The organism is Ruegeria sp. CDSC002 (assembly GCF_059610905.1).
In genome coordinates this window covers 48,497-74,282 of sequence record NZ_JBXWOM010000010.1, presented here as the reverse complement: position 1 = coordinate 74,282, position 25,786 = coordinate 48,497, and the positions used below count along the sequence as shown (strand labels likewise).

Here is a 25,786-nt window from a genome sequence, read left to right as displayed (position 1 = left end):
TCGGGAAGGCGGCACCGCTGCCTTCCCAATCCTTCGCCGTGGTGCGAACTCCGGCACTGGGCGCATCGTGCCGAATTCCATTTCAATAGTTTGCTCAACCTAAAATAGCCGCAGGCCTTGCGAGACCGGCGGTCCAAGGCTAGGTCGAATACACACAGACCGGAGGCCTCATGACCCGCACACCAGAAGAAATCAGCCATAACCTGCTGGACGCGGCCCGCAAAGCCGGGGCCGAAGCGGCGGATGCCATCGTTCTGGATGGCTCATCGGTATCGGTTGAAGTCCGCGGTGGCGCGCTGGAGCACGCCGAACGGTCCGAAGGCACCGACCTGGGACTGCGTGTGTTTCTAGGCAAGCGGCAGGCGATCGTCTCAAGTTCGGACAGTCGCCCCGAAACGCTGACGGCGATGGCGCAACGTGCAGTGGCCATGGCAAACGAAGCTCCAGAAGATCCTTTTACAGGGTTGGCCACGCCCGACCAGCTTGCAAAAGACTGGGATATCGCGGCGCTGGAACAATTCGACCCGACGCCGGAACCATCGGCGGATACGCTTTTGCAGGATGCACTGGCTGCCGAAGCTGCCGCTTTTGCCATAGAAGGCGTGTCCCAAGTATCAGACGCCGCGGCCGCTTATGGCACCCACCGCGTGCATCTGGCTGCCACAAATGGCTTTTCCGGCGGGTATTCCCGCAGCAGCCGCTCGACCTCTTGCGTTGCTATCTCGGGCCAAGGCACAGGGATGGAACGCGACTACGACGGCGACAGCCGCACATTCCAGAGTGACCTGCGCAGCCCTGATGAGATTGGCCGCTCGGCAGGTGAACGCGCCGTTGCGCTGATTGGGGCACAAAAACCCGCGACAGGCACATTCCCTGTCCTGTTCGACGAGCGGATTTCGTCTTCGCTGATCGGTCATCTTTTGGCCGCCAGCAACGGCGCCGCCATTGCCCGTGGTGCGTCATGGCTGAAGGACAACCTGGGAGAGCAGGTCCTGCCTGAACACCTGTCACTGATCGAAGACCCGCATCGCCCGCGTATCTCGGGCTCTCGCCCCTTTGACGCCGAAGGTTTGCCAACACAGCGAAGGGCCGTTGTTGAAAACGGAGTACTGACCGGGTGGACCCTGGATTTGGCCAGCGCACGAAAACTGGGCATGGCCTCGACCGGGAATGCGGCGCGTGGCGTGTCCGGCCCCCCGTCGCCCAGCAACTGGAACCTGAGCCTGACCCAAGGCACGCACAGCCGGGACGATCTGCTGCGTGACATGGGAACCGGCCTGTTGGTGACCTCGATGATCGGATCGACGATCAACCCCAATACCGGCGACTACTCACGTGGGGCATCAGGCTTTTGGGTCGAAAACGGGGAAATCACCCACCCCGTCAACGAATGCACGATCGCTGGCAATCTGCGTGACATGCTGAAACGGATTATTCCGGCAAATGACGCACGTACGTACTTGTCCCGCGTGGTGCCATCGATCCTAATCGAAGGAATGACACTTGCCGGCACCTGACCTGCAACTGCTGATTGACGCCGCATTGGAAGCCGGAAAGATCGCCACTCGGTTTTCGGGGACCACGGCGCAACGCTGGGATAAACCCGACGGAGCCGGCCCGGTGACCGAAGCAGATCTGGCCGTCAACGCGATGCTTGAGCAAATGCTGCCCGCAGCGCGTCCGGGGTATGGCTGGTTGAGCGAAGAGACCGAGGATTCAGCTGACAGGCTGTCGAAAGACCGTGTTTTCATCATTGATCCCATCGACGGCACCCGCAGCTTTGCCGAAGGCTCGCGGACCTGGGCCCATTCCTTGGCCATCGCCGAACAGGGCGAAGTGACGGCCGCTGTGATCTACCTGCCTTTGCGAAACCTGCTTTATGCCGCAGCAAAAGGTCAGGGTGCCACGCTCAACACCGAAAAGATCCGGGTCAGCGAACTCGGTGTGTTGGAAAGCGCCGAGGTGTTGGCCGCGAAACCCAACATGCAGCCGCAACACTGGCGTCAGGGGCAGGTACCCGAGTTCAAACGGAACTACAGGCCATCTCTGGCCTATCGCATGGCCCTTGTTGCACAGGGACGATTTGACGGGATGATGACCCTCAGGCCCAGTTGGGAATGGGACATCGCCGCCGGTGATCTGATTATACGCGAAGCCCTCGGCCGGTGTTCGGACCGCGCGGGGCTGCCTCTGCGGTTCAACAATGCAATTCCGTGTCTGAACGGTGTGATCGCTGCGGGTTCAGGTGTTTATGGGCTACTGTCGGAACAACTCGAACCGGAAAGCCCTGGAATCGCACCATGAGCAAGCCACGCTCGTTAAGCCTTGCCGCCTATCGCGTGCTGTCCTGGGGTATGCAAAATACCGCCAGCAACGGCGATATTGCGCGCCCCGAGGGCGAGGTTTTGTGGCTGCACATAAATGCGTGGGAACGTCACCGCGCTATTGTTGATTTTTGCCAGCGGTTGCAGCAAACGCGCCCCAATCTGTCGGTGGTTCTGACCGCGCCACCTGATGCAGATCTGACAAGATGGGTCAGCAGCGGATACCCTTTGGTCAACCTGCCCGCCGAACAAACCGGGGCCGCGCGCGCGTTTCTGGACCATTGGCAGCCGGATATCGGAATATGGGTCGGGGGCGGCCTGATGCCCAACGTGATCACGCGCGCCGAGGAACGCGGGATTCCCCTGATGTTGATCGAAGCACAGGCGGACGTAGAAATCGCACGGGGCGGCCGTTGGTTGCCCGATATCACAAGATACACGATTGACTGTTTTCAGACGATCCTGTGCACGACACCGGAAATTGCCCGTCAAATTCGGCGGCTAGGCGTCGCTTCGAACAAGGTGCAAGAGGCACCGCCCCTTCATATCAGCCCAAATCCGCGCCCATGGCCCGAGGACGAGCTGATCGAGGTGAACCATGCGCTGTCTGGCCGACCGGTCTGGTTAGCGGCGTGGGTCCAGGACAAAGAATTCATCTCGGTCCTCAGCGCCCATAGACAGGCAATGCGCATGCTGCCGCGTTTGGCGTTGGTATTGCAAGTGGCCGACGTTACCGAAGCCGGACCGCTGCATCGGCGGCTTGAAGCGATGGATCTGCGCTGTACCAACTGGGACGAAAGCGGGACGATCGAGGATATGACTCAGGTGATCCTCTCCGCCGTGCCCGAGGATCTGGGTCTTTGGCAACGGGTATCGCCCGTTACCTTCATGGGCAGCTCTCTGGAACGCGGCGCCGGGGGCGCGGATCCGCTGATCGCCACGGCGCTGGGATCAGCTGTGATCCACGGCCCGTTTGTGCACAGCCAACAACAGCTTTACGATCAGCTTGACCGGGCCGGGGCCGCGCGAACGGTCAGGTCCGCCACCGAACTGGGCGATGCAGTGGTGGAATTGTTGGCACCGGATCAGGCCGCCAATATGGCGCTGGCCGGGTGGCAGATCGTTACCGAGGGTGCGCCGCAGGCGGATCACTTGATCGACATGATTCAGGACTACCTGGACCAGCGGAGTGCAGACGATGCGAGCACCTGATTTCTGGAATACCGCGCCAGATCGGCTGGACCTGCGCGCACGGCTACTGGCACCGCTTGGGCGGCTCTATGCTGGCGCTACGGCGCGTCGGGTCGCCTCGGAACCCGGTATTAACCCGGGTGTTCCTGTCATTTGCATTGGCAACCTGAACGCGGGTGGCACCGGCAAGACCCCGACTGTGATCTGGATGATCGAGCAATTGCGCGATGCCTGGCATGAGACACATGTGGTCACGCGCGGCCATGGCGGCTCGCTCGAAGGGCCGGTGCGGGTGGACCCCGGCAAGCATACCGCGGCGCAGGTCGGGGATGAGCCCCTGTTGCTGGCGGCTTTTGCCGATGTCTGGGTAGCCAAAGACCGCGCCGCTGGCGCAAAAGCAGCCGCCGCGGCGGGTGCCACAGTCATCGTGCTTGACGACGGGTTTCAAAACCCCTCGGTGGCGAAGGATTTCTCGGTCATTGTGGTGGACGCGGCACGCGGGTTCGGCAATGGACAGTGCTTACCGGCTGGCCCGCTGAGGGAACCGGTGGAAGTCGGATTACGGCGCGCTGATTTGGTGCTGTCCCTTGGCGAAGCTGATGCCCAAATCGAGTTTGCCGAACGCTGGGGGAAAAAACTGTCCGTCCCACATGCAACTGGCGCGGTTGAGCCGCTGCAAACCGGCATGGATTGGAGCGATACGCCTGTTCTTGCCTTTGCAGGCATCGGACACCCCGAGAAGTTCTTTGCCACTTTGCGCCAGCAAGGCGCGACCTTGCTGCGGGCCGAAGCGCTGGATGACCACCAGCCGCTGACACCCGCCCTGATGACCCGTCTTGAAAACGAAGCCCGCTTGTTGCGCGCGCAAATGGTCACCACGGAAAAAGACGCCGTTCGCCTACCCGCTGCGTTTCGCAGCAAGGTCATCACGCTTCCGGTTCGTCTGAATGTCGATGAGGCGGACAAGATCAAGCAGATGCTTTTGCAGATCGCCCCGTCGCCCTGAAGGACGACCGGCCCGGATTGAGCCGGTCGTAAAAGCAATTAGCTGCCCAGTTCGTCTTCGATCAGCTTTTTGAAGCCGTCATAGGACTGATTCTCGACCGGCTTGCCATTCACGATGAAGGACGGGGTCGCCTGAATACCGTCGCGCTCGGCGTTTTCCTGATACCAGGCGACCAGCGTCTGCGCGCGGGTTCCGTCCTGCAGACAGGCTTCAAGCTGATCATTGTCGATACCAGCCAGACGCCCGATTTTGCGCAGCTCGTCCACGATTTCAGCGGGACCACCGGCTTTGGTCCACTCGGACTGACCTTCGTAGATCAGGTCGGAGATGCCAAAGAACTTTTCGGGCCCGCCGCAGCGTGCAACCATCGACGCCCACAGGCCATAGCGGTCAAAGTAGACCTCGCGATAGATGAACTTCACCTTACCTGTGTCGATAAAATCCTTCTTGAGCTGCTTGTACGCTCCCGAGTGGAAATTCGCACAATGCGGGCAGGTATAGGACGCATATTCGATGATCTCGACTGGTGCATCTTCGGCGCCCAGAGTCATCTCGACGATGGTCGAGGTGTCCAGATCGGCCTCTTGCGCCTCGGCGCTGCTAATCAGCGGATAGGCGGGGTTGGAATTTGACAGCGACAGCCAATAACCGCCAGCGGCCACGGCGACGGCCGCACAAATTCCGGTTGCAATACGGCTCATTTCTCAGCCCTTTCTCAGCGTTTTTGCTTGGATAAAACGTTACGGCCCAGACGTTCAAGGGCTGCGCGCAGATCACCATCGTGAACTTCCTGCGCAGCGCGGTCTGCCTCGGCTGCTATTTCTGGTTCGATCTTGGGTTTCGCTTGTTTCGGCTTGTGGTCGAAACTGGCCTGCCCCTCGGCAAATCCTGTCGGAGCGGTCTGGGTGATGCGCACCCGGCTGATGGCATTATAGCCATAAACCGCGTTCACCTTGCCACGCAATTGTTCCTTCTGCATCTCCAGCATCGGGGCCTGCGGTCCGGTGGTCAGAACCGTTAGCGTGGCACCAATACCACCCTTCCCGTAACCCACTTTTACCGGTCGCGCGATAGCGGCCATATCCTGTCCAACGATCTCGGACCAATGGGTCAGCAGGCGTGACACGGCAAAGCCCCGGCTTTCACCGGCGCGCCTGATCTGGTCGTTCAGCAATGTCGCGGTGCGTTTGAACCCGCGGGTCGAAGAACGTCTGCGCTGCATCTGGTTTCCAACTCCTGCGCCGCTATTGTAAAGGGCAGGACAACAGGCGCCAGCGAAACCCGACAGGGAGATAGATAAAACTTGCGTGACTCCGGTGAATTTGACGTGAGCAGTGCGCTGCTGGATTGGTACGACCGCCATGCCCGCGAGATGCCTTGGCGCGTAGCTCCCGCCGATCGGGCTGCGGGCATAATGCCGGACCCCTACCGCATATGGTTGTCCGAGGTCATGCTGCAGCAGACCACCGTTGCGGCCGTACGCGACTATTTCGTGCGGTTCACAACCCGTTGGCCGACAGTTCAGGCCCTGGCCGCCGCCCCGGATGATCAGGTCATGGGGGAATGGGCAGGACTTGGCTATTACGCGCGTGCGCGGAACCTTCTGAAATGCGCCCGGGTCGTGACCGAACAACATGGTGGAACGTTCCCCGATACCTATGACGCGCTTCTGAAACTGCCGGGAATCGGTCCCTACACCGCCGCTGCAATTTCCGCCATCGCCTTCGACCGACCCGAAACCGTGTTGGACGGCAACGTGGAACGGGTTATGGCCCGACTTTTCGACATTCACGACCCTTTGCCCGGTTCAAAACTGCAACTGAAAAAGCATGCGGCTGCACTTACGCCTGCCACGCGACCGGGTGACTATGCGCAGGCGGTCATGGACCTGGGGGCAACAATCTGTACACCAAAATCTCCGGCCTGCGGTATCTGCCCGGTGCAAGCCCCCTGCGCCGCTCGCGCCGCTGGAACGCAATCCGATTTGCCACGCAAGACTCCAAAAAAGCCCAAACCCACGCGATACGGCCATGTCTATATAGCCCAAGGCGATAACGGAGCCTTTCTGATGGAACGTCGTCCCGACAAGGGGCTGCTGGGTGGTATGCTGGGCTGGCCGGGGTCAGAATGGTCAGACGGCCCGGCCGAGGCACCGCCTTTTCCGTGCGAATGGCAGGTGCTGCCGGGTGAGGTACGCCATACATTTACCCACTTCCACCTGATCCTGCGCATCTGGACGACCACGCTGCCGGTCGGCTGGTCGCATGACGATCTGATTGTCATGGAAAAACACGCTTTCCGCCCCAGTGACCTACCTACTGTTATGCGCAAAGCGTATGACCTCTGGCGCTCTACGTAACCCATTGTGTGGCATTGCCGGGTGAGGCTAGTCTGCCCACAGTTTCTCGGAGCGAAGCGATGATCGCATCAGACAGTCTGTCACGCTGGCAAGCGGCATTGCCCTTCTGGGTGTCCTTCCTGCTGATCCCCGTCATCTGGCTTACCGCCGTTGCCGGAGGCTGGTGGGTCTTGCTTGTGCCTCTTTCGACCTGGTGGGCGTTTGCAGTTCTGGATCAGTTAACGGGGCTGAACCTTGAAAATGCCGATCCGGCCACGCCGGACGGCGGTCTCAAATGGTACATTCTGCTGACCAAGGCATGGGCCCCGGTTCAGTTTCTTACGCTGTTTGGGTTGCTCTGGTACGCCACTCATACCGATCACCTGTCTGTTTTTAGCAAGATTGGATTGTTCTTCGGGATGGGTGTGATCTCGGGCACCATCGGGATCAACTACAGCCATGAACTGATGCACCAGAAAGGGCGGTCGGAACGTTGGCTGGGTGATATTCTACTGGCCATGGTGTTGTATTCTCATTTCCGGTCCGAACACCTGCTGGTTCACCATCGCTATGTCGGAACACCACGCGATCCGGTCACTGCACGGTACAATGAAGGGTTTCACCGCTTCTATCCGCGCGTTCTGTGGCAATGCCTTGCGTCCGCGTTCCACGCAGAAAGGGACAAGCTGGGGCGCAAGCAACGTCCGTGGACCGACCCCGCGAACCCGTTCTGGCGCTATTGGGCGCTTCAGGCGGGTATGCTGGCGTTGGCTTTCGTGGTCGGGGGATGGCCGGGCGTTGCCCTGTTCCTGGTGCAGGCGGGCGTCGCCATATGGCAGCTGGAACTGGTGAACTACGTCGAACATTACGGCCTGACCCGCAAACACCTTGGCGATGGCAAGTACGAGCATGTCCAGCCGCGCCACTCGTGGAACGCTTCGCAAAAAGCGTCGAACTGGCTGCTGATCAACCTGCAGCGTCACTCGGACCATCACTACAAACCCAACCGGCGCTTTCCGCTGCTGCGGCATCATTCGGAAGATGCGGCTCCGCAACTGCCCTATGGCTATCCGGTTATGACCGTCGCTGCGATGGTCCCACCGCTTTGGCGGCGCGTCATGAACCCCCGCGTTCGGGCCTGGCGGCGTCAATATTATCCCGAAGTCACCGATTGGAAACCGTACAACAGATCTCTCAACCCGTTGCCGCGTTCGTGACCGCAGCGCGCGCCCGCGCGCTGCCCGGCCCAACAGAATGACGCGCATCTTTGATGCGTGGCCGACCGGCGGGAGCTGCCCGTTCTACTGCGCCCAGATATCCATAGTGCCCTGCACCCCGCGAACGGGCTGGTTTTCATGCTTCACAAAACCTGCTGTCAGGTCGGCGGCGCTATTGCCCTCCTGAATCACCTGTGCCCGGACCGCGTCACTCAGCACCACGCGAACACCAAGGTCACGCGTCATCGCTTCGAGCTTGGCGGAGACATTCACCGCATCCCCGATAACCGCAAATTCCAGTCGGTTCGCTCCGATATCTCCCAATACCACCGAGCCATAGTGAACCCCAATTCCCACGCGAATTTCCGGCTCACCTGCCCGCCGCCGTTCCAGGTTCCAGCGATCAATCACATCCAACATATCGCGCGCGCAAGCCACCGCGTTACTGGCATCCAATGGGGTCGTCACCGGCGTACCGAATGTGGCCATCAGACCATCCCCAAGGTATTTGTCCAACGTGCCATGATGGCGAAACACTTCGGTTTCCATTCGGGCGTGAAAGCCGCGCAAAACTTCGATGACTTCATACGGGTCGCGCCCGGCCGCGAATTTGGTAAACCCCACGATGTCGATGAACAAAACGGCGATGTCTTCTTTGCGAACCTGCTTGAGCGGCTCATCATTCTGGCTGAGTTCGTCCACGACGTTTGGAGAGAAATATCGCGACAGGTTTGCACGCTCCCTCTCAAGCCCGGCATTTGTCATCAACAATCGATTGAGCCGCCGCATCGAGATACCAAGCGTAACCGCGACCATTAGGAATACGATCACCTGCTGAATACGCTGAGGGACCATGAAACTGTTGGGGTCCAGCAACTCCGCTACATCCGGATACCCGGCCAACGCCTCGTACACGCGCTCACTGATGCCCGGGATTGGCGTAGCCACCCACCAGGCGATGATCCAGCCTACCGTCCACATCGCCGCCGTCCATGTGCCGATAGCCACGACTGTGCGCCACGAATAGGCCAGAGTTCCCGCGGCTAGAATGATGAAGAAATACTGGAAGTTGTCGAACCGGTATTGCATTGCCAGCGGTCGAACATCATCGCTGAACGGGTTCGGCACGATCATCCCCAAAGTCATGATCAGCAAGTCGACGAAGATCAGTAAAAGCTCGACCCGTGACTGGCCCACGCTGCCAGCCCGCCGGATCAACCAACCATTGGCGCAAATCAATAACAGGATGAAGTGATACCACAGAACGTCCCAATGGGGGTTCAGGTAGATCAACAAAATGCCGGTAAGGCCCATCGCCACCCAGCGGGCGCGGACGGCAAGTTCCAACCCTTCGCGCTTGTGTCGTTCCAGCGCAGCCTCGGTGTACTTGTTGTCCAGATCATACTTGTCTGGCTGTGTTACAAAAAACCGCCCAAATCGGGATTCGCTGGCTGTGGTATCCGACATTGCCAAGGTTCCTTCCGTAAGCAGCAGGACAAGGAATCTCATATCGGAACTGAATGAAGAATAAAACAAAAGACCCCGCCGAGATCGGCGGGGCAAGGCGTAGTGCCTTGTGTCAGGCCACAGGCACCGGCGGTATTCTTGAAATCAGTTGTGCAACTCGGCCCTGATCTGCTGACGCAAAACGTCGATCGGCACCGTTTTGCCATCGCGCTTGAAACACCAGTAGGTCCAGCCATTGCAAGAGGGAGCGTTTTCCAGATGTGCCCCGACCTGGTGGATCGAACCTTTGACGTTGTCGCCCACCAGCGTTCCGTCAGCCCGAACCTTGGCTTTGTGGCGTTGGTTCATGGAATAAAGCTCTTCACCCGGGCGCAGCATGCCGCGTTCAACCAACTGGCCAAAGGGCACGCGCGGCTCTGCGCGTTTGCTGGCGCTGACTTCCAGCGCTTCACGGTCGAACTTTCGGACTTTGGAAATCCGCTTCTCGGCGACCTTGCGATAGCTTTCCTCGCGTTCGATCCCGATGAATTCGCGGCCCAGCATCTTGGCGACAGCACCAGTGGTACCCGTGCCAAAGAACGGATCCAAAATAACATCACCGGGGTTGGTCGAACCGATCAGGACACGGTGCAACAGGGATTCCGGCTTTTGTGTCGGATGCGCCTTGTCGCCGTTTTCATCCTTGAGGCGCTCATGCCCGGTGCAGATTGGCAGAACCCAATCGCTGCGCATCTGCACACCTTCGTTCAGCGCTTTCAGGGCTTCGTAGTTGAAAGTATACTTAGCACCTTCGCGCTTTGAGGCCCAAATCATCGTCTCATGCGCGTTGGTAAACCGCTTGCCGCGGAAATTCGGCATCGGGTTCGATTTGCGCCAGACAACGTCGTTCAAAATCCAGTATCCGGCGTCCTGCAGGGCTGTGCCAACGCGGAAGATGTTGTGGTAGGACCCAATCACCCAAATCGCGCCATTTGGCTTGAGCAGACGATGCGCCGCTTTCAGCCATTCGCGGGTAAACTGGTCATAAACACCAAAGCTTGAAAACTGATCCCAGTGATCGTCGACCGCATCAACCTGGCTGTTATCGGGGCGGTGCAACTGGCCTTTGAGCTGCAAATTATACGGCGGATCCGCGAAAATCAGGTCAACCGACTCCGCAGGTAGACTGTTCATCACATCGATGCAGTCGCCAGATAGAATCGTGTTTAAAGGGAGCGCTTTTGCGCCCTTTTTAGTGGTTGTTGTCATTCTACTGCCTCAAGTATCCACGGCGCTTTTGCGCTCATTTGGTTGAGACAAGGATGAGTCAAAGTCGATTCGCCGTCAATTTCTTTTTTGAATCAGCGGCTTACGATTTACTCTTGATACAAGATATTGTGTACCGGCTTGAACGAACGCCTATGATGTGGGGTCACACCAAGTTTTTGCAGCGCTTCCCTGTGTTGTTTTGACGGATAGCCTGCGTTCTTCTCCCATCCATAGCCTGGATGCTGTTGCGCCAAATCCACCATCAGTTGATCGCGCCAGTTTTTGGCAATGATGGAAGCCGCTGCAATCGACACGGAATGCGCATCCCCTTTGACTACCGCTTGCGCCGGGATCGTCAAACCGCGAGGGATCATGTTTCCGTCGATCAGCAGATAGTCAGGCGGCGGATCCAAGGCCGCAACCGCACGTTCCATCGCCAGATGCGAGGCACGCAAGATGTTGTGTTCGTCAATCTCGGCAACCGAAGCGTCGGCAATGGCGAATTCCGCCCGGTCGCGAACGGCAGCGTCCATTGCAACGCGCCGTTTGGCCGTCAGTTTCTTGGAGTCATTTAGCCCCTCGGGAATATCTTCGGGGTTCAGGATCACGGCGGCAGCAACCACTGGCCCGGCCAATGGCCCGCGGCCCACTTCATCCACACCGGCAATGCGCAGATACCCTTGCGCCACTGCCGCCTGTTCAATCGAATAATCTGGCGTTGTCATACCAACCGAAAACCGCGTTTCGCGCCCCACCGCAAGACAAAAAGAGAGGGCGGCTTGTGCCACCCTCTCCTGCGCGGCGCTTCTGTGGCACCGCTCCTGCTCGAAAGTGATTACTTGTAAACGACGCGGTATCCCTTCTGGCGCAGGCATGCGGGTTCATATGCCCGGTTCACCTTATTGCCGTTCCAGAAACCGACCTTGCACTCTTGCGGCAGGCTATTGGCATGTTTGTAATGCTTCTTGAGGCATTTCGGAGCCAGAAGCGGGTGATTGTTCGAATAGGCGCTATACTTGCGCAGGCATTTCTGCGGCAGATCATACCGCGCGACGTGTTGCGGCAAGGGGCGCACTGGGTAACTGGGCTGGGCCACATAAGGCTGAGGCGTATAGGTCTGATGACGCGTCGTCCGGTCCTTGCGTTTTTCCTTGTTATAGTAGTGGACCCCGGCACCGATGATCGCGATGGCAGCAAGCCCGCCAAGGATGTCCTTGGCATCCGCCGCCCGCGCCTGCGAGGCTGAGACGCCGGTGATGGTGATAGCGGTGGCAACGATAAAAGCGATGAACTTCCGGTGCATAGTGCGTGTCCTTCCTGGTGTTTCGGGGCGATCCGGCACAGACCGCAAACGTGATGCCCCAACACTGGGTCCGCACCCTTCGGACAAGCAATAACGGGCGGTTGTTATCCGATATCACGCCCCTCAAACCCCTTAGGTTATTGAATATCGTGCAAACCCATGCGCAGGATGCAGCCTATGAAACCGATCCTCTCTTCTCTGGCCGTTGCGGCCCTGATATCGCTTGGTACTGCTGCGTCGGCAGAGTGTTATGCGGATTATAAGGCCAAGCAGGACAATCCACTGCGGCTGCATTACGGCGTGATGCAGGTTTCGGCCTGTGACAAAAGCCAGGCCCAGCAAGAAGCCTCAAAACGCCTTAGTGCGTCGGGCTGGACATTGTTGAATGTCATGTCTGTCTTTGGGCCGGAAGGATTGGAAAAAAGGAAGGCCAATGCCGGACAATTCTATCTCCGTTACTGAGGCCAGGCGGTCAGGCACACGATTGGTCGGCGCAGGTATAGCGGCAATCGTCCTGATCCTGATAACCGCCGCCGTCTTCCTGTTCTGGACCCTGCCAGACGCCAACGCCTTCAACGCGCGAGTGGAGCGGTTGTTTGTCGAAAGCGACCTGACGTCGCAGACGGAAATCCGGCTGCTTGAGATTCTGGCCCAGTCCGGCACCGCCTTTGCCGATACCCTGTCCAGCTATCGGATGGTGATTTTCGTATTGCTGGTCTTTGCCAGCGCCATGCTTGTGACGGCGCTGGTCTTTCTGGTGATGCTGGTGATGCTGAACCGCCGGATGGCGCAGATCGAGCGCACGGGTATTCAGGTCACGTCGCTGCTGATCAGTCGCGAGGAAAACACCGTATATCTGAATAATATGGACTTCAAACTAACCCCAGCTGCGATGGAGACCCTGTCGGTCCTTGCCGAATCCCGATTGGATGACGAGGTCCTGTCTGGCGTTCAGATCGAAGCAGTGATTTCGGGCAAAAGCGCCGCCGATTGTGACGAAGCCGCTGGCGCTACGCGGATAAAACGGCTGCGTGACGCCTTGGGTAATCAGATGGTCAGCGAATTGCTGGTCAAGAACATCGCCAAGAAAGGCTATATGTTGTCCATCGAAAAGGACGTGATCCAGATGGTCTGATCCAATAGGACCGCACAGCTATCGTGCAGAAAAATGCCGAGGCTGCCCCTTGGAAAACCTCTTCACAAGGCCCATCCTATAGGGACCCCGCGCCAGGGAGGATGAAGATGAACGTCCACGCCACAGCAAGACCAAAAGGCTATGGAATCTCGGTCGAACGGTTAGATGGTAAGATTGCGATTTACCGGGACCAGACCCTTTTAGCTGAAAGCAGCAACGCCAAAGTCATGTACGAAACACGGCTGCCGCCGACGATCTACATTCCGCGCGAAGACGTGCTGGTGGATCTCAGCGACGAAACCGAGCTGCAGACTTTTTGCCCCTTCAAGGGCACCGCAACCTATCACGACGTCATTCTTGGCGGCGAACGGCTTGCCAATTCCGTTTGGGCCTACGAAGAAGCTCTCCCCGAAAGCGCCGCCATTCAGGGGCATATCGGGTTTTTACCCAATGCTTATTCCCGGATGGATTTGGGCGACAACCAACTGCGGGAACCCCAAGACGGCAATATCAGCGGCCCTTTGATCGATTGGTTGATGCGTGGGGCGTCCGCAAACAACACGCCTGAGGCGTTCACCAAAGCACTGGCTGAGAAAATGCTGGAACACGGGATTGCCATTCAACGCCTCAGCATTCTGACATGGTCCCTACACCCTTTGATCGCCGGCAAACACTATATTTGGGAAAAGGGCGAGGCTGAGATCTCGACCAATGTTCCGACCTATGAAATCCACGACCACCCGGCATACATCAACAGCCCGTTGCGCCATGTGTCGAACGGGCTAGGCGGTGTGCGTCAGCGGCTGAACGCCGAAAACCCCCACAACAGCTTTCCGATCATGGAAGACCTGCGGGAAAAGGGGGCAACCGACTATGTCGCCATGCCGTTGCCGTTCTCGGATGGGCGGACCAACGTTCTGACCCTGACCTGTGATCACCCGGACGGATTCACGACCGAAAACCTTGGGCTGGTGTTCGAATGTTCGCTGGTCATCGCCCGATTCTATGAGGTTTTCATGCAGCGCGAAAACGCACAGGTCCTGCTGGAAACCTATGTCGGCAAGCGCTCGGGCGCGCGTGTTCTTGGGGGTGAAATCCGTCGCGGTGACGGCGATGAAATTGATGCTGCCATCATGTTCTGCGACCTCCGCAATTCGACCAGTCTTGAGGAACAGCTTGGGCGCGAGGCGTATATCAATCTGTTGAACGACTTTTTCGAAACCGTTTCTGGCATCGTGCATGAAAATGGCGGCGAGGTCCTGAAGTTCATAGGCGACGCTGTCCTTGCCGTGTTTCCGGCAGGCGAGGATGCAAAAGCCGCCCGCGATAATGCCCAGCGCAGCGCCATCGATATCGTCGAAAAACTGGGAGAGCTGCGCCAATCAGGGTCCGATGTGCATTGCGATTGCTCCATCGGCGTTGCCTATGGGCGCGTGACCTACGGCAATGTCGGCTCGCGCGAACGGCTGGACTTTACCGTGATCGGACAAGCCGCGAATATCGCTGCGCGTCTGGGTGAATACGGAAAAACCAAGAACCACAGGATTGTCGTGTCTGCCGATATTCTGCCTGCTTGCGCCAACGCCTTTCCGCTTGGCGACGTCAAGCTGCATAACGTGTCGCAACCTGTCGAGTCATATGCTCTCAGGACTTCCGCGGATGCCGTTCTGAACGCTTGAAGTCCGCAATCGGCTTGCATGTTTCAAAGCGCTGAGTGTTGGGGTTTCTGATCAAGGTTCGGGTGCGTGACCAATGGTTTCCATGCCTTACCCGCCCAGTAGGATCAGCGCGGTCTGCGCCGGGGAAATGATGCTTTCAAGCTGGGCGATCTGACTGCGGGCAAGGAACTGATCTGTCAGCCGCCCGACCGCGGCCTCATCCTTAAACTGGGTCAGGTCGTCGGACCCGGTCAGCCCTGACAACCTGTCTTTGAATACTTCCAACTGTCTGTCGATGTTCAACTGGCCAAAGCTGGACGGTAACCCAAGTGCCGTCTCCATCATGCGTCGCAGCGGTGGCAGGCTCATCAAATCGAACCATTTGGTATCTTTGCTGCCCGCCTTTTGCGCCAGATCACCCAGCGCATGCTGGGCATACAAAGCGATACGCATCGTTTCATCTGACTCGCCCACCGCGATTTCAAAACGCGACACGACATTGTCGTGCGCAATGTCCTCCATGTTGATGATCAGCCCGGTTTTGCGAACCTCGCCCGGCCCCAGCCCAAACGCCTCGGAAAATTGCCGATACCTTTTGTCGGACAGACGGTTGGATAGCGCATCCTGGGCTTTTGTTCCGTCGGACAGGATTTTCTGGATGAAATAGCGATTGTCCAGGTCAGACTCCAACCCAAAGGCGCCCAGCGCGACTTGCAACAGCCGGCGGTCGGACACCAGATCCTCTGCTGTTTGGACCTTTTTGATGTTTTGCAGAAAGTACTCGCTGTCCCTCTTGTTGACGGAGGATGAGGAACAGCTGTCGATCTGGGCGTCATATGTACGCTGCAGAAACCGCCAACCGACAATGCCGCCCGAAAGTATGACCGGCTGGAACGTCATTACTGGTAGGCCATCAGCCGCTCTTCGCGCGGCAGCAGCGCGCGCAGAGCCTTGAGGCATTTGTAAAATTGCTGGTCCAACAGCGCCTGGGTTGCCTCGGACAAAACCCGGCGACTGTCGGCGTCGGTAAAGACCTGGCTCAGCTCTTCGACGCGGCGCAACAATTGTTGGCGGGCCTGATCAGGTTCCATATCGCCAGACAGCACCAGCTGAGCGGCGTAGCAGACGCGTCGAACCGGCGTATTTACCTGATCCGGGTGAATCGCATCCCGCAGGCGCAATACGTTTGCCTCAGGCGTCATGATCGAAAACCGACTGCGCCGGTCGCCATTTTCAACGACTACGCCGTTGATCAAAACCCGCTCTTTCGGTGCCAATTTCAAAACCAATCCGGCCATCAGGTCGCCCCCATTTGGCGAAGGCCGCGCAGGACTGCCATGTTGATCTCTAACAAAGGTTCAACCGATGCTTTGTTCCCTAGTACCTGACTACTGTGCTGTTCGGTAAACTCGGCCAGATAGAATATCCGCGCACGCAGATCATTGGGTAAAGCATTGTCAGAGTCGGTGACACCACTGGCCAATACAGTCCACAGGCGCCGGTTTTCATGCAGAGCCTGCACAAATGCGCCAAAATCGGACTGCTGACCGGCCGCAGCGGCCTTGAGCCTGCGTGTGATTTTCGAAATCGCTTCGTATTCAGTGTCTCGCGGGGTACGCGTTGGCGCGGCGGTCTGTGCATATGCGCGTTGTGCAAGGGCTTGCGGTGTCACGTGAAATCCTTCCAGTAATCCGCCATTTGGCGGTTAGTATCGGGGCGCGTCGCCGCGCCCCGACCATTGTCCTGAACTTAGCGGAACAGAGACAAAATCGACTGCGGTGCCTGATTGGCAATCGACAGCGACTGGGTGGCCAGCTGCTGCTGAACCTGAAGAGCCTGCAGGCGTGCCGAGGTCTCTTCCATATCCGCATCGACCAACGCGCCGATCCCGGATTTGAACGAATCCGCCAGGTTCGAAATGAACTCTTTCTGCGTCTCGATCCGACCTTGCGAAGAACCAAAAGCGGCCGATGCGTCGATCGATGTGTCGATCAGCGTTTCGATTGTGGCCAACGCGGCCGTTGCCCCTGCACCGGTCGAAACGTCAATGCCGGTCAACGCGCCAAGACCACCCGAACCCGCGTTCACGTACTGGGCCGAGAACGAGATGTCTGTGCCGGTCGCATTGGCAACTGATAAGGTGCCTGCCGTACCCGAGTCATAGTCGACCGTCAGACCCGAGATACCCAGCTCTTCAATCTTCGCCTTCAGGCCAATGGCAACAATATCACCCGTGGTCGCGGCAGCCGCATCCGTTGCAGAAACCGTGTAGGACACGACCTGATCGTCGATCGCCACGACAACTTTGTCACCGGCCGCAAACGCACCACTGGATTCATCCGTAACCAGCGCAGTTGCCGAAGTTGCGCCGTTGTCAATCGTTGCACCCACACGGTCGTTGCCGGTGGAAGATCCGGTCGATCCGTCAAAGACCTGAGCCGCCGTGTACCCACCGGTCGAAAGGTCCTGACCCGCAACAGTGATGGAAGACGCGGTTACGTTGCCTGCATTGTCCCGGTCAAGGGACGCGAGGATCGAAGCGGATCCGGCTGAACCGTTAACCAGGTTGAGACCGTTGAATTGCGCGGCGTTCACCACCGAGTTGATCTGGTCCTTCAACGCGGTAACATCGTCGTTGATTTTGTCGCGATCTACGTTGTCTTCCTGTGCTGCAACGATCTTGCTTTTCATCTGAGACAGCAGATCGGTGACCGTTTCGGACGCGTTACGCGCAACCGCCACGGTGGATTCACCCAGGGCCAGGCTGTCCTTGATCGCATTGAAGCCTTTGACATCCGATTCCATGACCTTGGAAATCGCCCAGACGGCCGAGTTGTCTTTCGCAGTCGCAACGTCCTTACCCGTCGAGATCGCGTTCCGCGTTGCCCCAAGATCCTTGTTGACCGACTTGAGAGTTTGCAGCGCAACCATGGCGCCATTGTTTGTCAGAATGCTGGACATTAGCTTTCTTCCTTTTCCGTTCGGGCCCTTTGCGCCCATGCTCATCCCGCCACTGGTGCGGGCTTTGACGTCTTTCTGATCGGTGCGACCCGCCGTCGGGCTGTTCGCGCCACCTGATTTGTCCAGGTGCCCGAACACCTTTGACGTCGATCCCCTAACGGAGTGCTAAAGCGCGAAGGTCAGAAACCTCGGATTTGAATCAAACCCTTATCTATGCCCGTTTTTCCAGCTTGGCTTGATGGCGGACGGCAAATTCGCTGCGCTGCCCGTCCGCACCATAGGTGGTGAATTCTTGCCGCACGCGCCGTAACTCGGCCATGCGGTTGGCCACCGCGCGAATCCCTTCGGCGGCGCTGTTTAGTAACGCCTGGTTCCGCTCGACCTTTCTTTGCAGGCGGATCAGTTCATCACTATCAAAGACGTCAAGATCATTAATCGCACCGATCAGTTTTTCCTTTTCCGGAGCCGTGTTATGCAGACGATCCAGATCGCCCTGCACCAGCGCGTTTCGCTCAAGCTCAAGAACGTCTTCGAGTGATTTTACAAGGTCGGCTTCAGACGTCTTTGGCATCGGTTTTCTCCATCATGGATTGGAACAGGATTTCGGACAGCCCAACGCCACCGGATCTGGCCAGCGCACGGGCCTGATGCTGAACAAGAAATGAGACAAACTGATCTTCGCCTGCACCGCCGCCAAAGGATTGGCGCGCTTTGCCCAGCCCGGCCGATTTCAGCATCTCACTCAGAAACGCAGCCTCTAGTTCTATGGCCGCCTCCCGCAATTTCTGGGAATAGGCAGGGGGTTGAGATGGGGAGAGAGGCGGGGAAACCTTCATTGCTTTCTCCAAAAATTGCATCGAACTTTTTCGATCAAAAGCGAAAGCAGTTAAAATAAACGTAACTTCCTGCAGGCAGGTTTCCGGTCACACAACCGGAGTCGGAGCAAAATGCCCAACCCTCTTTCAGTGATGTCATCCTCGCCGACCGCAACCGCAAAACCCCACGGGATCAATCCCGAGCAGGGGGATGAAAACGGCGCGACGTTTGAGGCCGTGCTCAATCAACACAAAGGTGAGAACAAGCAAGAAGCAGCCGCTCTTAAAGGCGCTGAACCTGAACAGGACGTCGACGTTGAAACGGACGAGGCTGTCTTGCTTGAAGATGCAGAAGTGTCCGCTGATCGCAACCAGAGTGAGCGGACACCCCTTTTGGACACGCGTCTTGAAGTGAGCACAAAACGCGATCCTGCCGAAACACCCGTGTCAGCTGCGTTACCCGACTCGCGCAGTCCGAAAGTGCCTGAAACCGAGCAAACCGGCCAAGCCAACACGGTCGATAAACCGGATGCAGGCATCAATGATTCGCGCAAAGTCACCCCGGATTTTCGGCACAGCTCGGCTTTGAGACCCGCGTCACAACCAATGGCAAGCCGGGGGCAGGCGGACCTCGCGACTTCTGTGTTGCAACCTGTGGGTATATCCCCAAAAGAGACCGCAGACCTGACCGTTCATCCAGAGCGGCACCAGCGTGAAACGCAACATCCGCCGCAAAGCAATCTTGCGCCTCAGCAAACGACCAACCCGGATCGCGCACCAAGCATCGCTCAATTGCAGATGTTCGCGCCGAAAAAAACCCGTGCTCAGACTGACGCGCCAGCATTTCACGAGGTGGAAGACGTTCACGCCCTCAGAGCAGATTCGCCCGTTTCGGCGGGTCGGGATTCGGTATCTTCTGCGCAAGTCATGGCACAGACTGCCCGGTCCGAGACAGCGCGCGCCGTCGCCGGGCAAATGGCGGCCGTCATCAATACTCAGCCGAAATCCGGGTCAATTGAGATCGCGCTGAACCCCGAAGAACTGGGGCGAGTGTCCATCATGTTGAACGGTCGCGATGACGGATTGCATCTGACAATTTCCGCCGAGCGCCCGGAAACCCTCGAGATGATGCGGCGTCATTTGGCGGTGCTAGAAGAAGAGTTCAAAAATTTTGGTTTGGGCGATCTGTCAATTGACCTCGGGACATCCGAAGACGCCGACCAGAACCAGGCCGGCCACCAGGATGGATCGCCTGCTGAGACCGCGAAACTCACCGATTCCTCTTCAAACGCGTCACCCATTCCCAAAATCGGCCCCGTTGGCCGCATCGACATGAGGTTGTGAATTTGATTACCCCGACCCAACCCAACGCCCAACCGTCAGCCACAGCGCAATACAAAGACGTGCCAAAGCAAACAGGTCTGGCATCAGACTTTGAGACATTCCTTACAATGCTGACCGTACAGGCCCAGAATCAGGATCCTTTGAAACCATTGGATGCCTCAGAATATGCATCGCAACTGGCGCAATTCTCGATGGTCGAACAACAGGTTCAGACAAATGATTTGTTGGCGACACTTGGGCAGGCGCTGGGTGGTGCAAATCTGGACAAACTCGGCAAATGGATCGGGATGGACGTTCGAGCGCCCGCGGCTTTCCAATATGAGGGCGAGCCTGTGACGCTGTTTGCTACACCTGCACCCGAGGCTGACAAGGCAGTCATAGTCATCCGCGACAGTGACGGTGCCGTTGTCGATCGTGTGGCTGTTTCCACGACCGACGATAAAACAGTTTGGACTGGTCAGGGAAGCGATGGGCAGCCTCTGGCGGCGGGGAGTTACTCGGCCACACTGGAAAGTTATGATGGCGACGAGCTGTTATCGACACAGCTGGCAGAGACCTATGGCGAAGTTGTCGAAGCTCAGGTTACGGACAATCAGGTTATGCTGACCCTCGAAAGCGGGCAGGTTGTCGCTGCCACGATGGTAACCGGGGTCAGAGCCGGAACTTGATCTGCCGGGCAGGACAGTTCAAACCTTGGCAGATTCGACTCGCTAACTGCATTGGTGAAACTCCTGCCTGCCCCAACCCACCCCCCTTCTGATCTGATCGACGATCTGCGCGCCCGTGGCCTTGTTCAGCCCGGCGCAGAGTTTCAAACATTGTATGGCGGGCGAACAAATCAGGTCTGGAAAGTACTGGGTGGCAGCGGTGACAAGGTTCTGAAGCTGTATCGCGCTACACCGCGCAATCCACTGTTTCGCAACGATCCCGAACTCGAAGCGCAATGCCTGCGCGCCCTTGAGCCCACCGGATTTGTTCCCCGCCTGCGTGCGACCGGAACACATGATACAGGCCATTGGGTGTTCTACGATCACGCCCCCGGATCACCGTGGCAAGAAGGGCCTGAGAGTGTCGCCGGTTTGCTGCGTGAATTGCATAGGCTTGATGGTTCGGTCCAAGCGCCGGATGGCTGCAATGGCAGCAGGGATCTGGCTGAACATGCCGAACGTATTCTCAGCGTCTGCACCTCTGATACACGCGCACGGCTCGCGCAGTTGCGCCCCAAAGGCCATGTGCCCGCGACCGCACACACATGCCTGATCCATGGCGATACCGTGGCCGGAAACATCCTTGTCGCGCCGACTGGCATAACCCTGATCGACTGGCAGTGCCCGGCTTGGGGCGATCCGTGCGAGGACATTGCAATGTTCCTGTCCCCGGCCATGCAACGGCTTTACCGGGGCGCACCCCTAAGCGGCGCCGAGGAAGAGCGGTTTCTGGCTGCATATGGTCACGATGAAACTATCGCGCGATACCGGGATTTGCGCCCGTGGTATGCGTGGCGCATGGCTGCCTACTGTTTGTGGCGCATCGAAAACGGGGCTGCGGATTATACCCAAACGCTCGAACTGGAAGTCGCCGCGCTTTAGAGCGATAGCCGATCCGCGATTGCCATCGCAGCATAGGCGGGCGGCATCAAGGCGCGCCGCCAGAACCCAAGGGGAAAGCGGCCTGGCGGCTGTGCAATCGGCGCGGGCAACTCGGTCTGTCTGTCCAAAACCTCGCGGGCAAGGGCGCCTCCGCAATACGTCCCCATAGCAACGCCGTTCCCGTGATAGGCAAAGGCGGCAAACATTCCGGGTTGATCAGGAACCGGCCCGACATAAGGCGTCAACTTGCGCGACAGGCACACCATTCCGGACCACATATGGGTCACATCCACATCTTTCCATTCCGGAAACATGGCCTGAAAGTCCCGACGCATTGTCCGGCGAATGGCGGCCTCGGCCCGAGGGGACGACTGTAACCCTCCGCGCATGCCGAACAGGAACCTCCGATCAGGCATCAGGCGGAAATAGTGCAGCAGGTTTCGGGTGTCATAACACATCTGCTCCGAGGTCCACCCTTGCGCCTGCAACTCAGCGGATGTCAGGGGCCGGGTCACCAGAACCGTGGATTGCGTGGGCATGTAGCGTCCCGACAACCAGGGCGGCATATCCTCGCTGGAGTATCCGTTCGTACAAATCAGAACATTCGTGGCGCGGATGTGACCTGATCCGGATTCAATATCGAACCCGGCCTGAGTTTTCCTGATGGTTTCAACCGGCGATTTCTGGAAAATCTGTACGCCCCGCGCCTTGGCGGCACTTGCCAAGCCAAACAGATACTTTCGAGGGTTAAGAGCGAAACCAACCGGATTTGTATATGCACCATGAAAGGAACCGCCCAGACCCAGGCGCTGCAGGTCATCAGAATCGTGCAAGACACCTGATGCTTCTGCGTTACGACTTAGCTTTTCCATCGCCCGTGCCGAATGGGCCAGTTGGGTTTCCCCTTTCGAATGGGTATCGGCGTCGATCTGATGCTGTTCCAGCAAATCTGCAACAAGCTGAACAGCGTCTTCTTCCGCTTGTTCGTAAGACTGCGCAGCCTCAGCACCAAACCCACGGACCAAAGACCCATGGCTTAGCTTGGACCCTCCGAGGCAGCAAAATCCGCCATTCCGGCCCGAGGCACCCCACCCCGGGGTTGCGGCCTCAAGAACCGCAACTTTCACACCTGCCTCGGCCAGATGCAGGGCTGCCGAAAGCCCCGTGAAGCCGCCGCCGACGATTGCGACGTCAACGTTCAGATCACCTTTATGGGTCGGCCAATCAGGTGCCGAAATTGTCTGATCCCACCAGCAGTTCTGACGGGGTCCAGGCCCATAGGTGTAGTTCGGAAAAAGACGTTTCATTCGGTGCGCGCAGCGGCAAGTTCATCCTGCTTTTGCCGAACCATTGCGCGTTTCGTCACCAGCGAGGCGGTGATGACGCCAACCGTGACGACTGCAATCATGATGGTAGACAGCGCGTTGATCTCGGGGCTGACGCCCAGACGCACGGCCGAGAATATCTTGATCGGCAGCGTTGTCGCCGACGGGCCCGAGGTAAAGGACGCGATGACCAGATCGTCCAGCGACAAGGTAAATGCCAGCAGCCATCCCGAAATCACCGCGGGCGCAATGATCGGCAGTGTCACAAGACGGAACGCCTGCGCTGGCGAACATCCCAGATCCAAAGCAGCCTCTTCCAGCGACTTGTCAAAGGTCACAAGACGCGAGGATACGACGACCGACACAAAGCACATCGAAAAGGTTGTGTGGGCCAGAACGATGGTCAGAATGCCCCGATCCAGTCCAATACCGATAAAAAGCAGCAGCAACGACAGGCCGGTGATCACTTCGGGCATTACCAGAGGTGCGTAAATCATTCCAGAAAACAGTGTCCTGCCAAAAAACCGCCCGCCACGGACCAGAACATATGCGGCAGCGGTGCCAAGAACCGTGGCCAATGTGGATGAGAACACCGCAACCCGTATTGTCACCCAGGCCGCGTTCAGAAATGCCTCGTTCTGGGCAAGCTCACCGTACCATTTGGTCGAGAACCCTGCCCATACTGTGACCAGCTTGCTTTCGTTAAAGCTGAAGATGATCAGGATGACCATAGGGATGTAGAGGAACGCAAAGCCCAGTGTCAGAGACACCGCGTTGAACCAACTCAGCCTGTTCATTGCTCGGCCTCCGTCTGTTTCTGCTGGTTGCGCTGGAACAGCACAATCGGGATCACGAGGATCAGCAACAACACAACAGCAACGGCACTGGCCACCGGCCAATCGCGGTTTGAGAAGAACTCTTCCCACAGCACCTTGCCGATCATCAGCGTGCTGGACCCGCCCAACAGCGACGGGATCACGAATTCACCGATCACCGGGATCATCACCAGGAAACAGCCGGCAATGATGCCAGGGCGCGACAGCGGTATAGTCACCAGCCAGAACGCCTTCAGACGGGAACAGCCCAGATCTTCGGCTGCTTCGATCAGGGATTCATCCATGCGCTCCAACGATGAATAAATCGGCAAGATCATGAAGGGCAAATAGGTGTAGACGATACCGATGTAGACGGCAGTGTTGGTGTTCAAAATGGTCAGCGGGGTCGAAATGATACCCAGCCACAACAGAATCTGGTTCAGATAGCCTTCATTGCTGAGAATTCCCATCCACGCGTAAACGCGGATCAGGAACGAAGTCCAGAACGGCAGGATCACCAGCATCATCAGCGTCGGGCGCCATTCGGCTGGCGCACGAGCCATTCCATAGGCAATCGGATAACCCACCAGCAACGTCAGAACCGTCGAGATCAGAGCGATCTTGACGCTGGACAGGTAGGCTTTCCAGTAAAGGTCATCTTCGGTCAGCCAGACGAAGTTTTCGAAATCCAACTGGCTGAAAAAGTCGGTTATCCCAGACCAACCCTGCGACAGATCCAGTGTCGGCGTATATGGCGGGATCGCCAGTTCGACATCCGACAGCGAAATCTTCAGAACGATGAAAAACGGTATCAGAAACAGGGCCAGCAGCCAGACGTAAGGAACAGCGATCAGAAGGGCGCGGCGCATCAGTTTGCCAACAAAACCGCAGCCGTTGCCGTCCACGACAGCCAGACCGGGTCTTCCCATGTAAAGGATCGGCGCGAGATTCGGCGCGTGTTGGCCGATTGCGCCTTGATGATCGTGCCATTCGGCAGTTCCACGTAGTACGTGGACAAGTTGCCCAGATAGGCAATGTCAAGCACCTTACCCTGTACCGCATTGATGGCATCCGCCGGGCGGTCGGCCGAGATCGTCACCTTTTCGGGGCGGATCGCAAGATGGCAGCTTTGCCCGTTCGAGAATTCTGTCGACGAGGTTGCGGTCAGCGGCGATTGCCCCTCGGCCCAGTCGATTTGGTAGGCTTCATCGCCGTTCGCAGTCGCCCGGCCTTCGATGATATTCACATCCCCGATAAAGTCAGCGACATAGACTGAGTTGGGGTTTTCATAGATCCTGTCCGGCGTAGATACCTGCATCAACTTGCCCTGATCCATCACGGCGACGCGGCTGGCAACAGTCATCGCCTCTTCCTGATCGTGGGTCACGATCACAAAGGTGGTGCCGGTCTTTTCCTGAATATCCATCAGCTCGAACTGAGTGTCCTGCCGCAGTTTTTTGTCCAGCGCACCCAAGGGTTCGTCTAGCAACAGCAGTTTTGGCGCTTTTGCCAGTGACCGTGCCAGCGCGACCCTCTGCCGTTGGCCACCCGAAATCTGGTGCGGTTTACGGCGGGCGAATTGCTCAAGCCGGGTCAGGCGCAACATCTCTTCCACGCGGTCTTCAAGATCCCGCTTGGGCATGTTGTCCCGGCGCAGACCGAAGGCGATGTTCTCCCAGATGCTAAGATGAGGAAACAGCGCATAGGACTGGAACATCATGTTCACAGCCCGCTTGTTTGGCGGGATCGGGTCGATGTCCTGCCCGCCCAGCATGATGTGCCCTTCGGTAGGCTTTTCAAACCCTGCCAGCATCCTCATCATGGTCGTCTTGCCGCAGCCGGATGGACCGAGCAAAGCAAAGAATTCCTGTTCAAATATGTCCAGTGACAGGTTGTCGATCGCCGTGAATCCGCCAAAACGTTTGGTCACATTCTGGAATTGGATCAATGGTTTCGCCTGTGGATCTTCCCACGGCGCAAAGACGTTTGTGTTCAAGGCGGCCCCCGTTCGACGGTCTGATTGAAAGGGCAAGGCGGTCGGACCGCCTTG

The 25,786-nt window shown here is 57.8% G+C and carries 28 protein-coding genes; 12 read left to right on the top strand and 16 right to left on the bottom strand.

Annotation, left to right across the window (positions count from 1 at the left end; genetic code table 11):
• The first annotated feature begins 170 nt into the window (after positions 1-170).
• From AC2FJE_RS17785 to lpxK, 4 genes are read left to right on the top strand one after another with little or no spacing between them, the layout of a single operon-like run.
• Positions 171-1,517 (top strand): TldD/PmbA family protein, encoded by a 1,347-nt coding sequence (locus AC2FJE_RS17785; protein ID WP_058272581.1) that lies wholly within the window; start codon positions 171-173, stop codon positions 1,515-1,517.
• Positions 1,504-2,304: an inositol monophosphatase family protein gene (locus AC2FJE_RS17780; RefSeq protein WP_496757081.1), complete on the top strand. Its 801-nt coding sequence runs from the start codon at positions 1,504-1,506 to the stop codon at positions 2,302-2,304. Before AC2FJE_RS17785 ends, AC2FJE_RS17780 begins: the two co-directional genes overlap by 14 nt.
• On the top strand, positions 2,301-3,536 hold the full coding sequence (locus tag AC2FJE_RS17775; protein WP_496761258.1) for a 3-deoxy-D-manno-octulosonic acid transferase: 1,236 nt from the start codon (positions 2,301-2,303) through the stop codon (positions 3,534-3,536). The genes AC2FJE_RS17780 and AC2FJE_RS17775 overlap by 4 nt, the downstream gene beginning before the upstream one ends.
• Positions 3,523-4,521: a tetraacyldisaccharide 4'-kinase gene (gene lpxK / locus AC2FJE_RS17770; protein WP_496757086.1), complete on the top strand. Its 999-nt coding sequence runs from the start codon at positions 3,523-3,525 to the stop codon at positions 4,519-4,521. The genes AC2FJE_RS17775 and lpxK overlap by 14 nt, the downstream gene beginning before the upstream one ends.
• A gap of 38 nt (positions 4,522-4,559) precedes the next feature.
• Here lpxK and AC2FJE_RS17765 read toward each other — a convergent pair whose 3' ends face one another.
• Together AC2FJE_RS17765 and AC2FJE_RS17760 are read right to left on the bottom strand one after the other, a co-directional pair.
• Positions 4,560-5,222 (bottom strand): DsbA family protein, encoded by a 663-nt coding sequence (locus tag AC2FJE_RS17765; protein ID WP_108861100.1) that lies wholly within the window; start codon positions 5,220-5,222, stop codon positions 4,560-4,562.
• A gap of 14 nt (positions 5,223-5,236) precedes the next feature.
• On the bottom strand, positions 5,237-5,743 hold the full coding sequence (locus AC2FJE_RS17760; RefSeq protein WP_496699430.1) for a DUF721 domain-containing protein: 507 nt from the start codon (positions 5,741-5,743) through the stop codon (positions 5,237-5,239).
• Between the two features lie 81 nt (positions 5,744-5,824).
• Between AC2FJE_RS17760 and mutY the strand changes: the two genes are divergently transcribed.
• Positions 5,825-6,880 (top strand): A/G-specific adenine glycosylase, encoded by a 1,056-nt coding sequence (gene mutY, locus AC2FJE_RS17755; RefSeq protein ID WP_496757088.1) that lies wholly within the window; start codon positions 5,825-5,827, stop codon positions 6,878-6,880.
• 59 nt (positions 6,881-6,939) lie between these two features.
• Positions 6,940-8,076 (top strand): alkane 1-monooxygenase, encoded by a 1,137-nt coding sequence (locus tag AC2FJE_RS17750; protein ID WP_496757090.1) that lies wholly within the window; start codon positions 6,940-6,942, stop codon positions 8,074-8,076.
• Positions 8,077-8,160: 84 nt separating this feature from the next.
• Here AC2FJE_RS17750 and AC2FJE_RS17745 read toward each other — a convergent pair whose 3' ends face one another.
• The 4 genes from AC2FJE_RS17745 to AC2FJE_RS17730 all read right to left on the bottom strand — a co-directional run bounded on the left by AC2FJE_RS17745 (position 8,161) and on the right by AC2FJE_RS17730 (position 12,094).
• Positions 8,161-9,543: an adenylate/guanylate cyclase domain-containing protein gene (locus tag AC2FJE_RS17745; RefSeq protein ID WP_282170514.1), complete on the bottom strand. Its 1,383-nt coding sequence runs from the start codon at positions 9,541-9,543 to the stop codon at positions 8,161-8,163.
• Between the two features lie 144 nt (positions 9,544-9,687).
• Positions 9,688-10,791, bottom strand: coding sequence for a site-specific DNA-methyltransferase (locus AC2FJE_RS17740; protein WP_058272589.1), 1,104 nt, complete (start codon positions 10,789-10,791; stop codon positions 9,688-9,690).
• Between the two features lie 107 nt (positions 10,792-10,898).
• The gene (rnhB, locus tag AC2FJE_RS17735) at positions 10,899-11,516 is read right to left on the bottom strand and encodes a ribonuclease HII (protein WP_282120336.1); all 618 of its coding nucleotides are present in this window, start codon (positions 11,514-11,516) and stop codon (positions 10,899-10,901) included.
• A gap of 110 nt (positions 11,517-11,626) precedes the next feature.
• Positions 11,627-12,094: a hypothetical protein gene (locus AC2FJE_RS17730; RefSeq protein ID WP_058279727.1), complete on the bottom strand. Its 468-nt coding sequence runs from the start codon at positions 12,092-12,094 to the stop codon at positions 11,627-11,629.
• Between the two features lie 177 nt (positions 12,095-12,271).
• Here AC2FJE_RS17730 and AC2FJE_RS17725 point away from each other — a divergent pair, with 177 nt between their 5' ends.
• The 3 genes from AC2FJE_RS17725 to AC2FJE_RS17715 all read left to right on the top strand — a co-directional run bounded on the left by AC2FJE_RS17725 (position 12,272) and on the right by AC2FJE_RS17715 (position 14,908).
• Positions 12,272-12,556, top strand: a complete 285-nt coding sequence (locus AC2FJE_RS17725; protein ID WP_058279726.1) for a hypothetical protein — start codon at positions 12,272-12,274, stop codon at positions 12,554-12,556.
• Positions 12,528-13,229, top strand: a complete 702-nt coding sequence (locus AC2FJE_RS17720; protein ID WP_058279725.1) for a winged helix-turn-helix domain-containing protein — start codon at positions 12,528-12,530, stop codon at positions 13,227-13,229. The genes AC2FJE_RS17725 and AC2FJE_RS17720 overlap by 29 nt, the downstream gene beginning before the upstream one ends.
• 107 nt (positions 13,230-13,336) lie before the next feature.
• Positions 13,337-14,908 carry a DUF427 domain-containing protein gene (locus tag AC2FJE_RS17715; RefSeq protein WP_282170517.1) on the top strand — a complete coding sequence of 524 codons (1,572 nt, stop codon included), beginning with the start codon at positions 13,337-13,339 and terminating at the stop codon, positions 14,906-14,908.
• An 87-nt stretch (positions 14,909-14,995) separates the two neighbouring features.
• Here the strand turns inward: AC2FJE_RS17715 and AC2FJE_RS17710 are convergent, their stop codons facing one another.
• The 6 genes from AC2FJE_RS17710 to AC2FJE_RS17685 form a co-directional block, all read right to left on the bottom strand.
• On the bottom strand, positions 14,996-15,787 hold the full coding sequence (locus AC2FJE_RS17710) for a DUF1217 domain-containing protein (protein WP_496761255.1): 792 nt from the start codon (positions 15,785-15,787) through the stop codon (positions 14,996-14,998).
• Positions 15,787-16,185, bottom strand: a complete 399-nt coding sequence (gene flbT, locus AC2FJE_RS17705; RefSeq protein ID WP_109310643.1) for a flagellar biosynthesis repressor FlbT — start codon at positions 16,183-16,185, stop codon at positions 15,787-15,789. The genes AC2FJE_RS17710 and flbT overlap by 1 nt, the downstream gene beginning before the upstream one ends.
• Positions 16,185-16,559, bottom strand: a complete 375-nt coding sequence (gene flaF / locus AC2FJE_RS17700; RefSeq protein WP_282120341.1) for a flagellar biosynthesis regulator FlaF — start codon at positions 16,557-16,559, stop codon at positions 16,185-16,187. The genes flbT and flaF overlap by 1 nt, the downstream gene beginning before the upstream one ends.
• A gap of 77 nt (positions 16,560-16,636) precedes the next feature.
• Positions 16,637-17,848, bottom strand: a complete 1,212-nt coding sequence (locus tag AC2FJE_RS17695) for a flagellin N-terminal helical domain-containing protein (protein WP_282120390.1) — start codon at positions 17,846-17,848, stop codon at positions 16,637-16,639.
• A gap of 211 nt (positions 17,849-18,059) precedes the next feature.
• Positions 18,060-18,419 carry a flagellar biosynthesis protein FlgN gene (locus tag AC2FJE_RS17690; RefSeq protein ID WP_282120342.1) on the bottom strand — a complete coding sequence of 120 codons (360 nt, stop codon included), beginning with the start codon at positions 18,417-18,419 and terminating at the stop codon, positions 18,060-18,062.
• Positions 18,403-18,684, bottom strand: a complete 282-nt coding sequence (locus tag AC2FJE_RS17685) for a rod-binding protein (RefSeq protein ID WP_496761253.1) — start codon at positions 18,682-18,684, stop codon at positions 18,403-18,405. The genes AC2FJE_RS17690 and AC2FJE_RS17685 overlap by 17 nt, the downstream gene beginning before the upstream one ends.
• Positions 18,685-18,795: 111 nt before the next feature.
• On the opposite strand from AC2FJE_RS17685, the gene AC2FJE_RS17680 reads away from it, so the two are divergent.
• From AC2FJE_RS17680 to AC2FJE_RS17670, 3 genes are read left to right on the top strand one after another with little or no spacing between them, the layout of a single operon-like run.
• Positions 18,796-20,007 carry a flagellar hook-length control protein FliK gene (locus AC2FJE_RS17680; protein WP_496757101.1) on the top strand — a complete coding sequence of 404 codons (1,212 nt, stop codon included), beginning with the start codon at positions 18,796-18,798 and terminating at the stop codon, positions 20,005-20,007.
• Positions 20,004-20,675, top strand: a complete 672-nt coding sequence (locus AC2FJE_RS17675; RefSeq protein ID WP_496761251.1) for a flagellar hook capping FlgD N-terminal domain-containing protein — start codon at positions 20,004-20,006, stop codon at positions 20,673-20,675. Before AC2FJE_RS17680 ends, AC2FJE_RS17675 begins: the two co-directional genes overlap by 4 nt.
• 54 nt (positions 20,676-20,729) lie before the next feature.
• Complete coding sequence (locus tag AC2FJE_RS17670; protein WP_496757108.1) at positions 20,730-21,596, top strand: phosphotransferase family protein; 867 nt, start codon at positions 20,730-20,732, stop codon at positions 21,594-21,596.
• Here the strand turns inward: AC2FJE_RS17670 and AC2FJE_RS17665 are convergent.
• The 4 genes from AC2FJE_RS17665 to AC2FJE_RS17650 are packed head-to-tail and all read right to left on the bottom strand — an operon-like array spanning position 21,593 to position 25,732.
• Positions 21,593-22,903, bottom strand: coding sequence for an NAD(P)/FAD-dependent oxidoreductase (locus AC2FJE_RS17665; protein WP_496757110.1), 1,311 nt, complete (start codon positions 22,901-22,903; stop codon positions 21,593-21,595). The genes AC2FJE_RS17670 and AC2FJE_RS17665 overlap by 4 nt on opposite strands.
• Positions 22,900-23,718 carry an ABC transporter permease gene (locus AC2FJE_RS17660; RefSeq protein ID WP_058272596.1) on the bottom strand — a complete coding sequence of 273 codons (819 nt, stop codon included), beginning with the start codon at positions 23,716-23,718 and terminating at the stop codon, positions 22,900-22,902. The genes AC2FJE_RS17665 and AC2FJE_RS17660 overlap by 4 nt, the downstream gene beginning before the upstream one ends.
• On the bottom strand, positions 23,715-24,605 hold the full coding sequence (locus AC2FJE_RS17655) for an ABC transporter permease subunit (RefSeq protein ID WP_108861206.1): 891 nt from the start codon (positions 24,603-24,605) through the stop codon (positions 23,715-23,717). Before AC2FJE_RS17655 ends, AC2FJE_RS17660 begins: the two co-directional genes overlap by 4 nt.
• On the bottom strand, positions 24,605-25,732 hold the full coding sequence (locus tag AC2FJE_RS17650; protein ID WP_109310740.1) for an ABC transporter ATP-binding protein: 1,128 nt from the start codon (positions 25,730-25,732) through the stop codon (positions 24,605-24,607). Before AC2FJE_RS17650 ends, AC2FJE_RS17655 begins: the two co-directional genes overlap by 1 nt.
• Positions 25,733-25,786 lie beyond the last annotated feature (54 nt).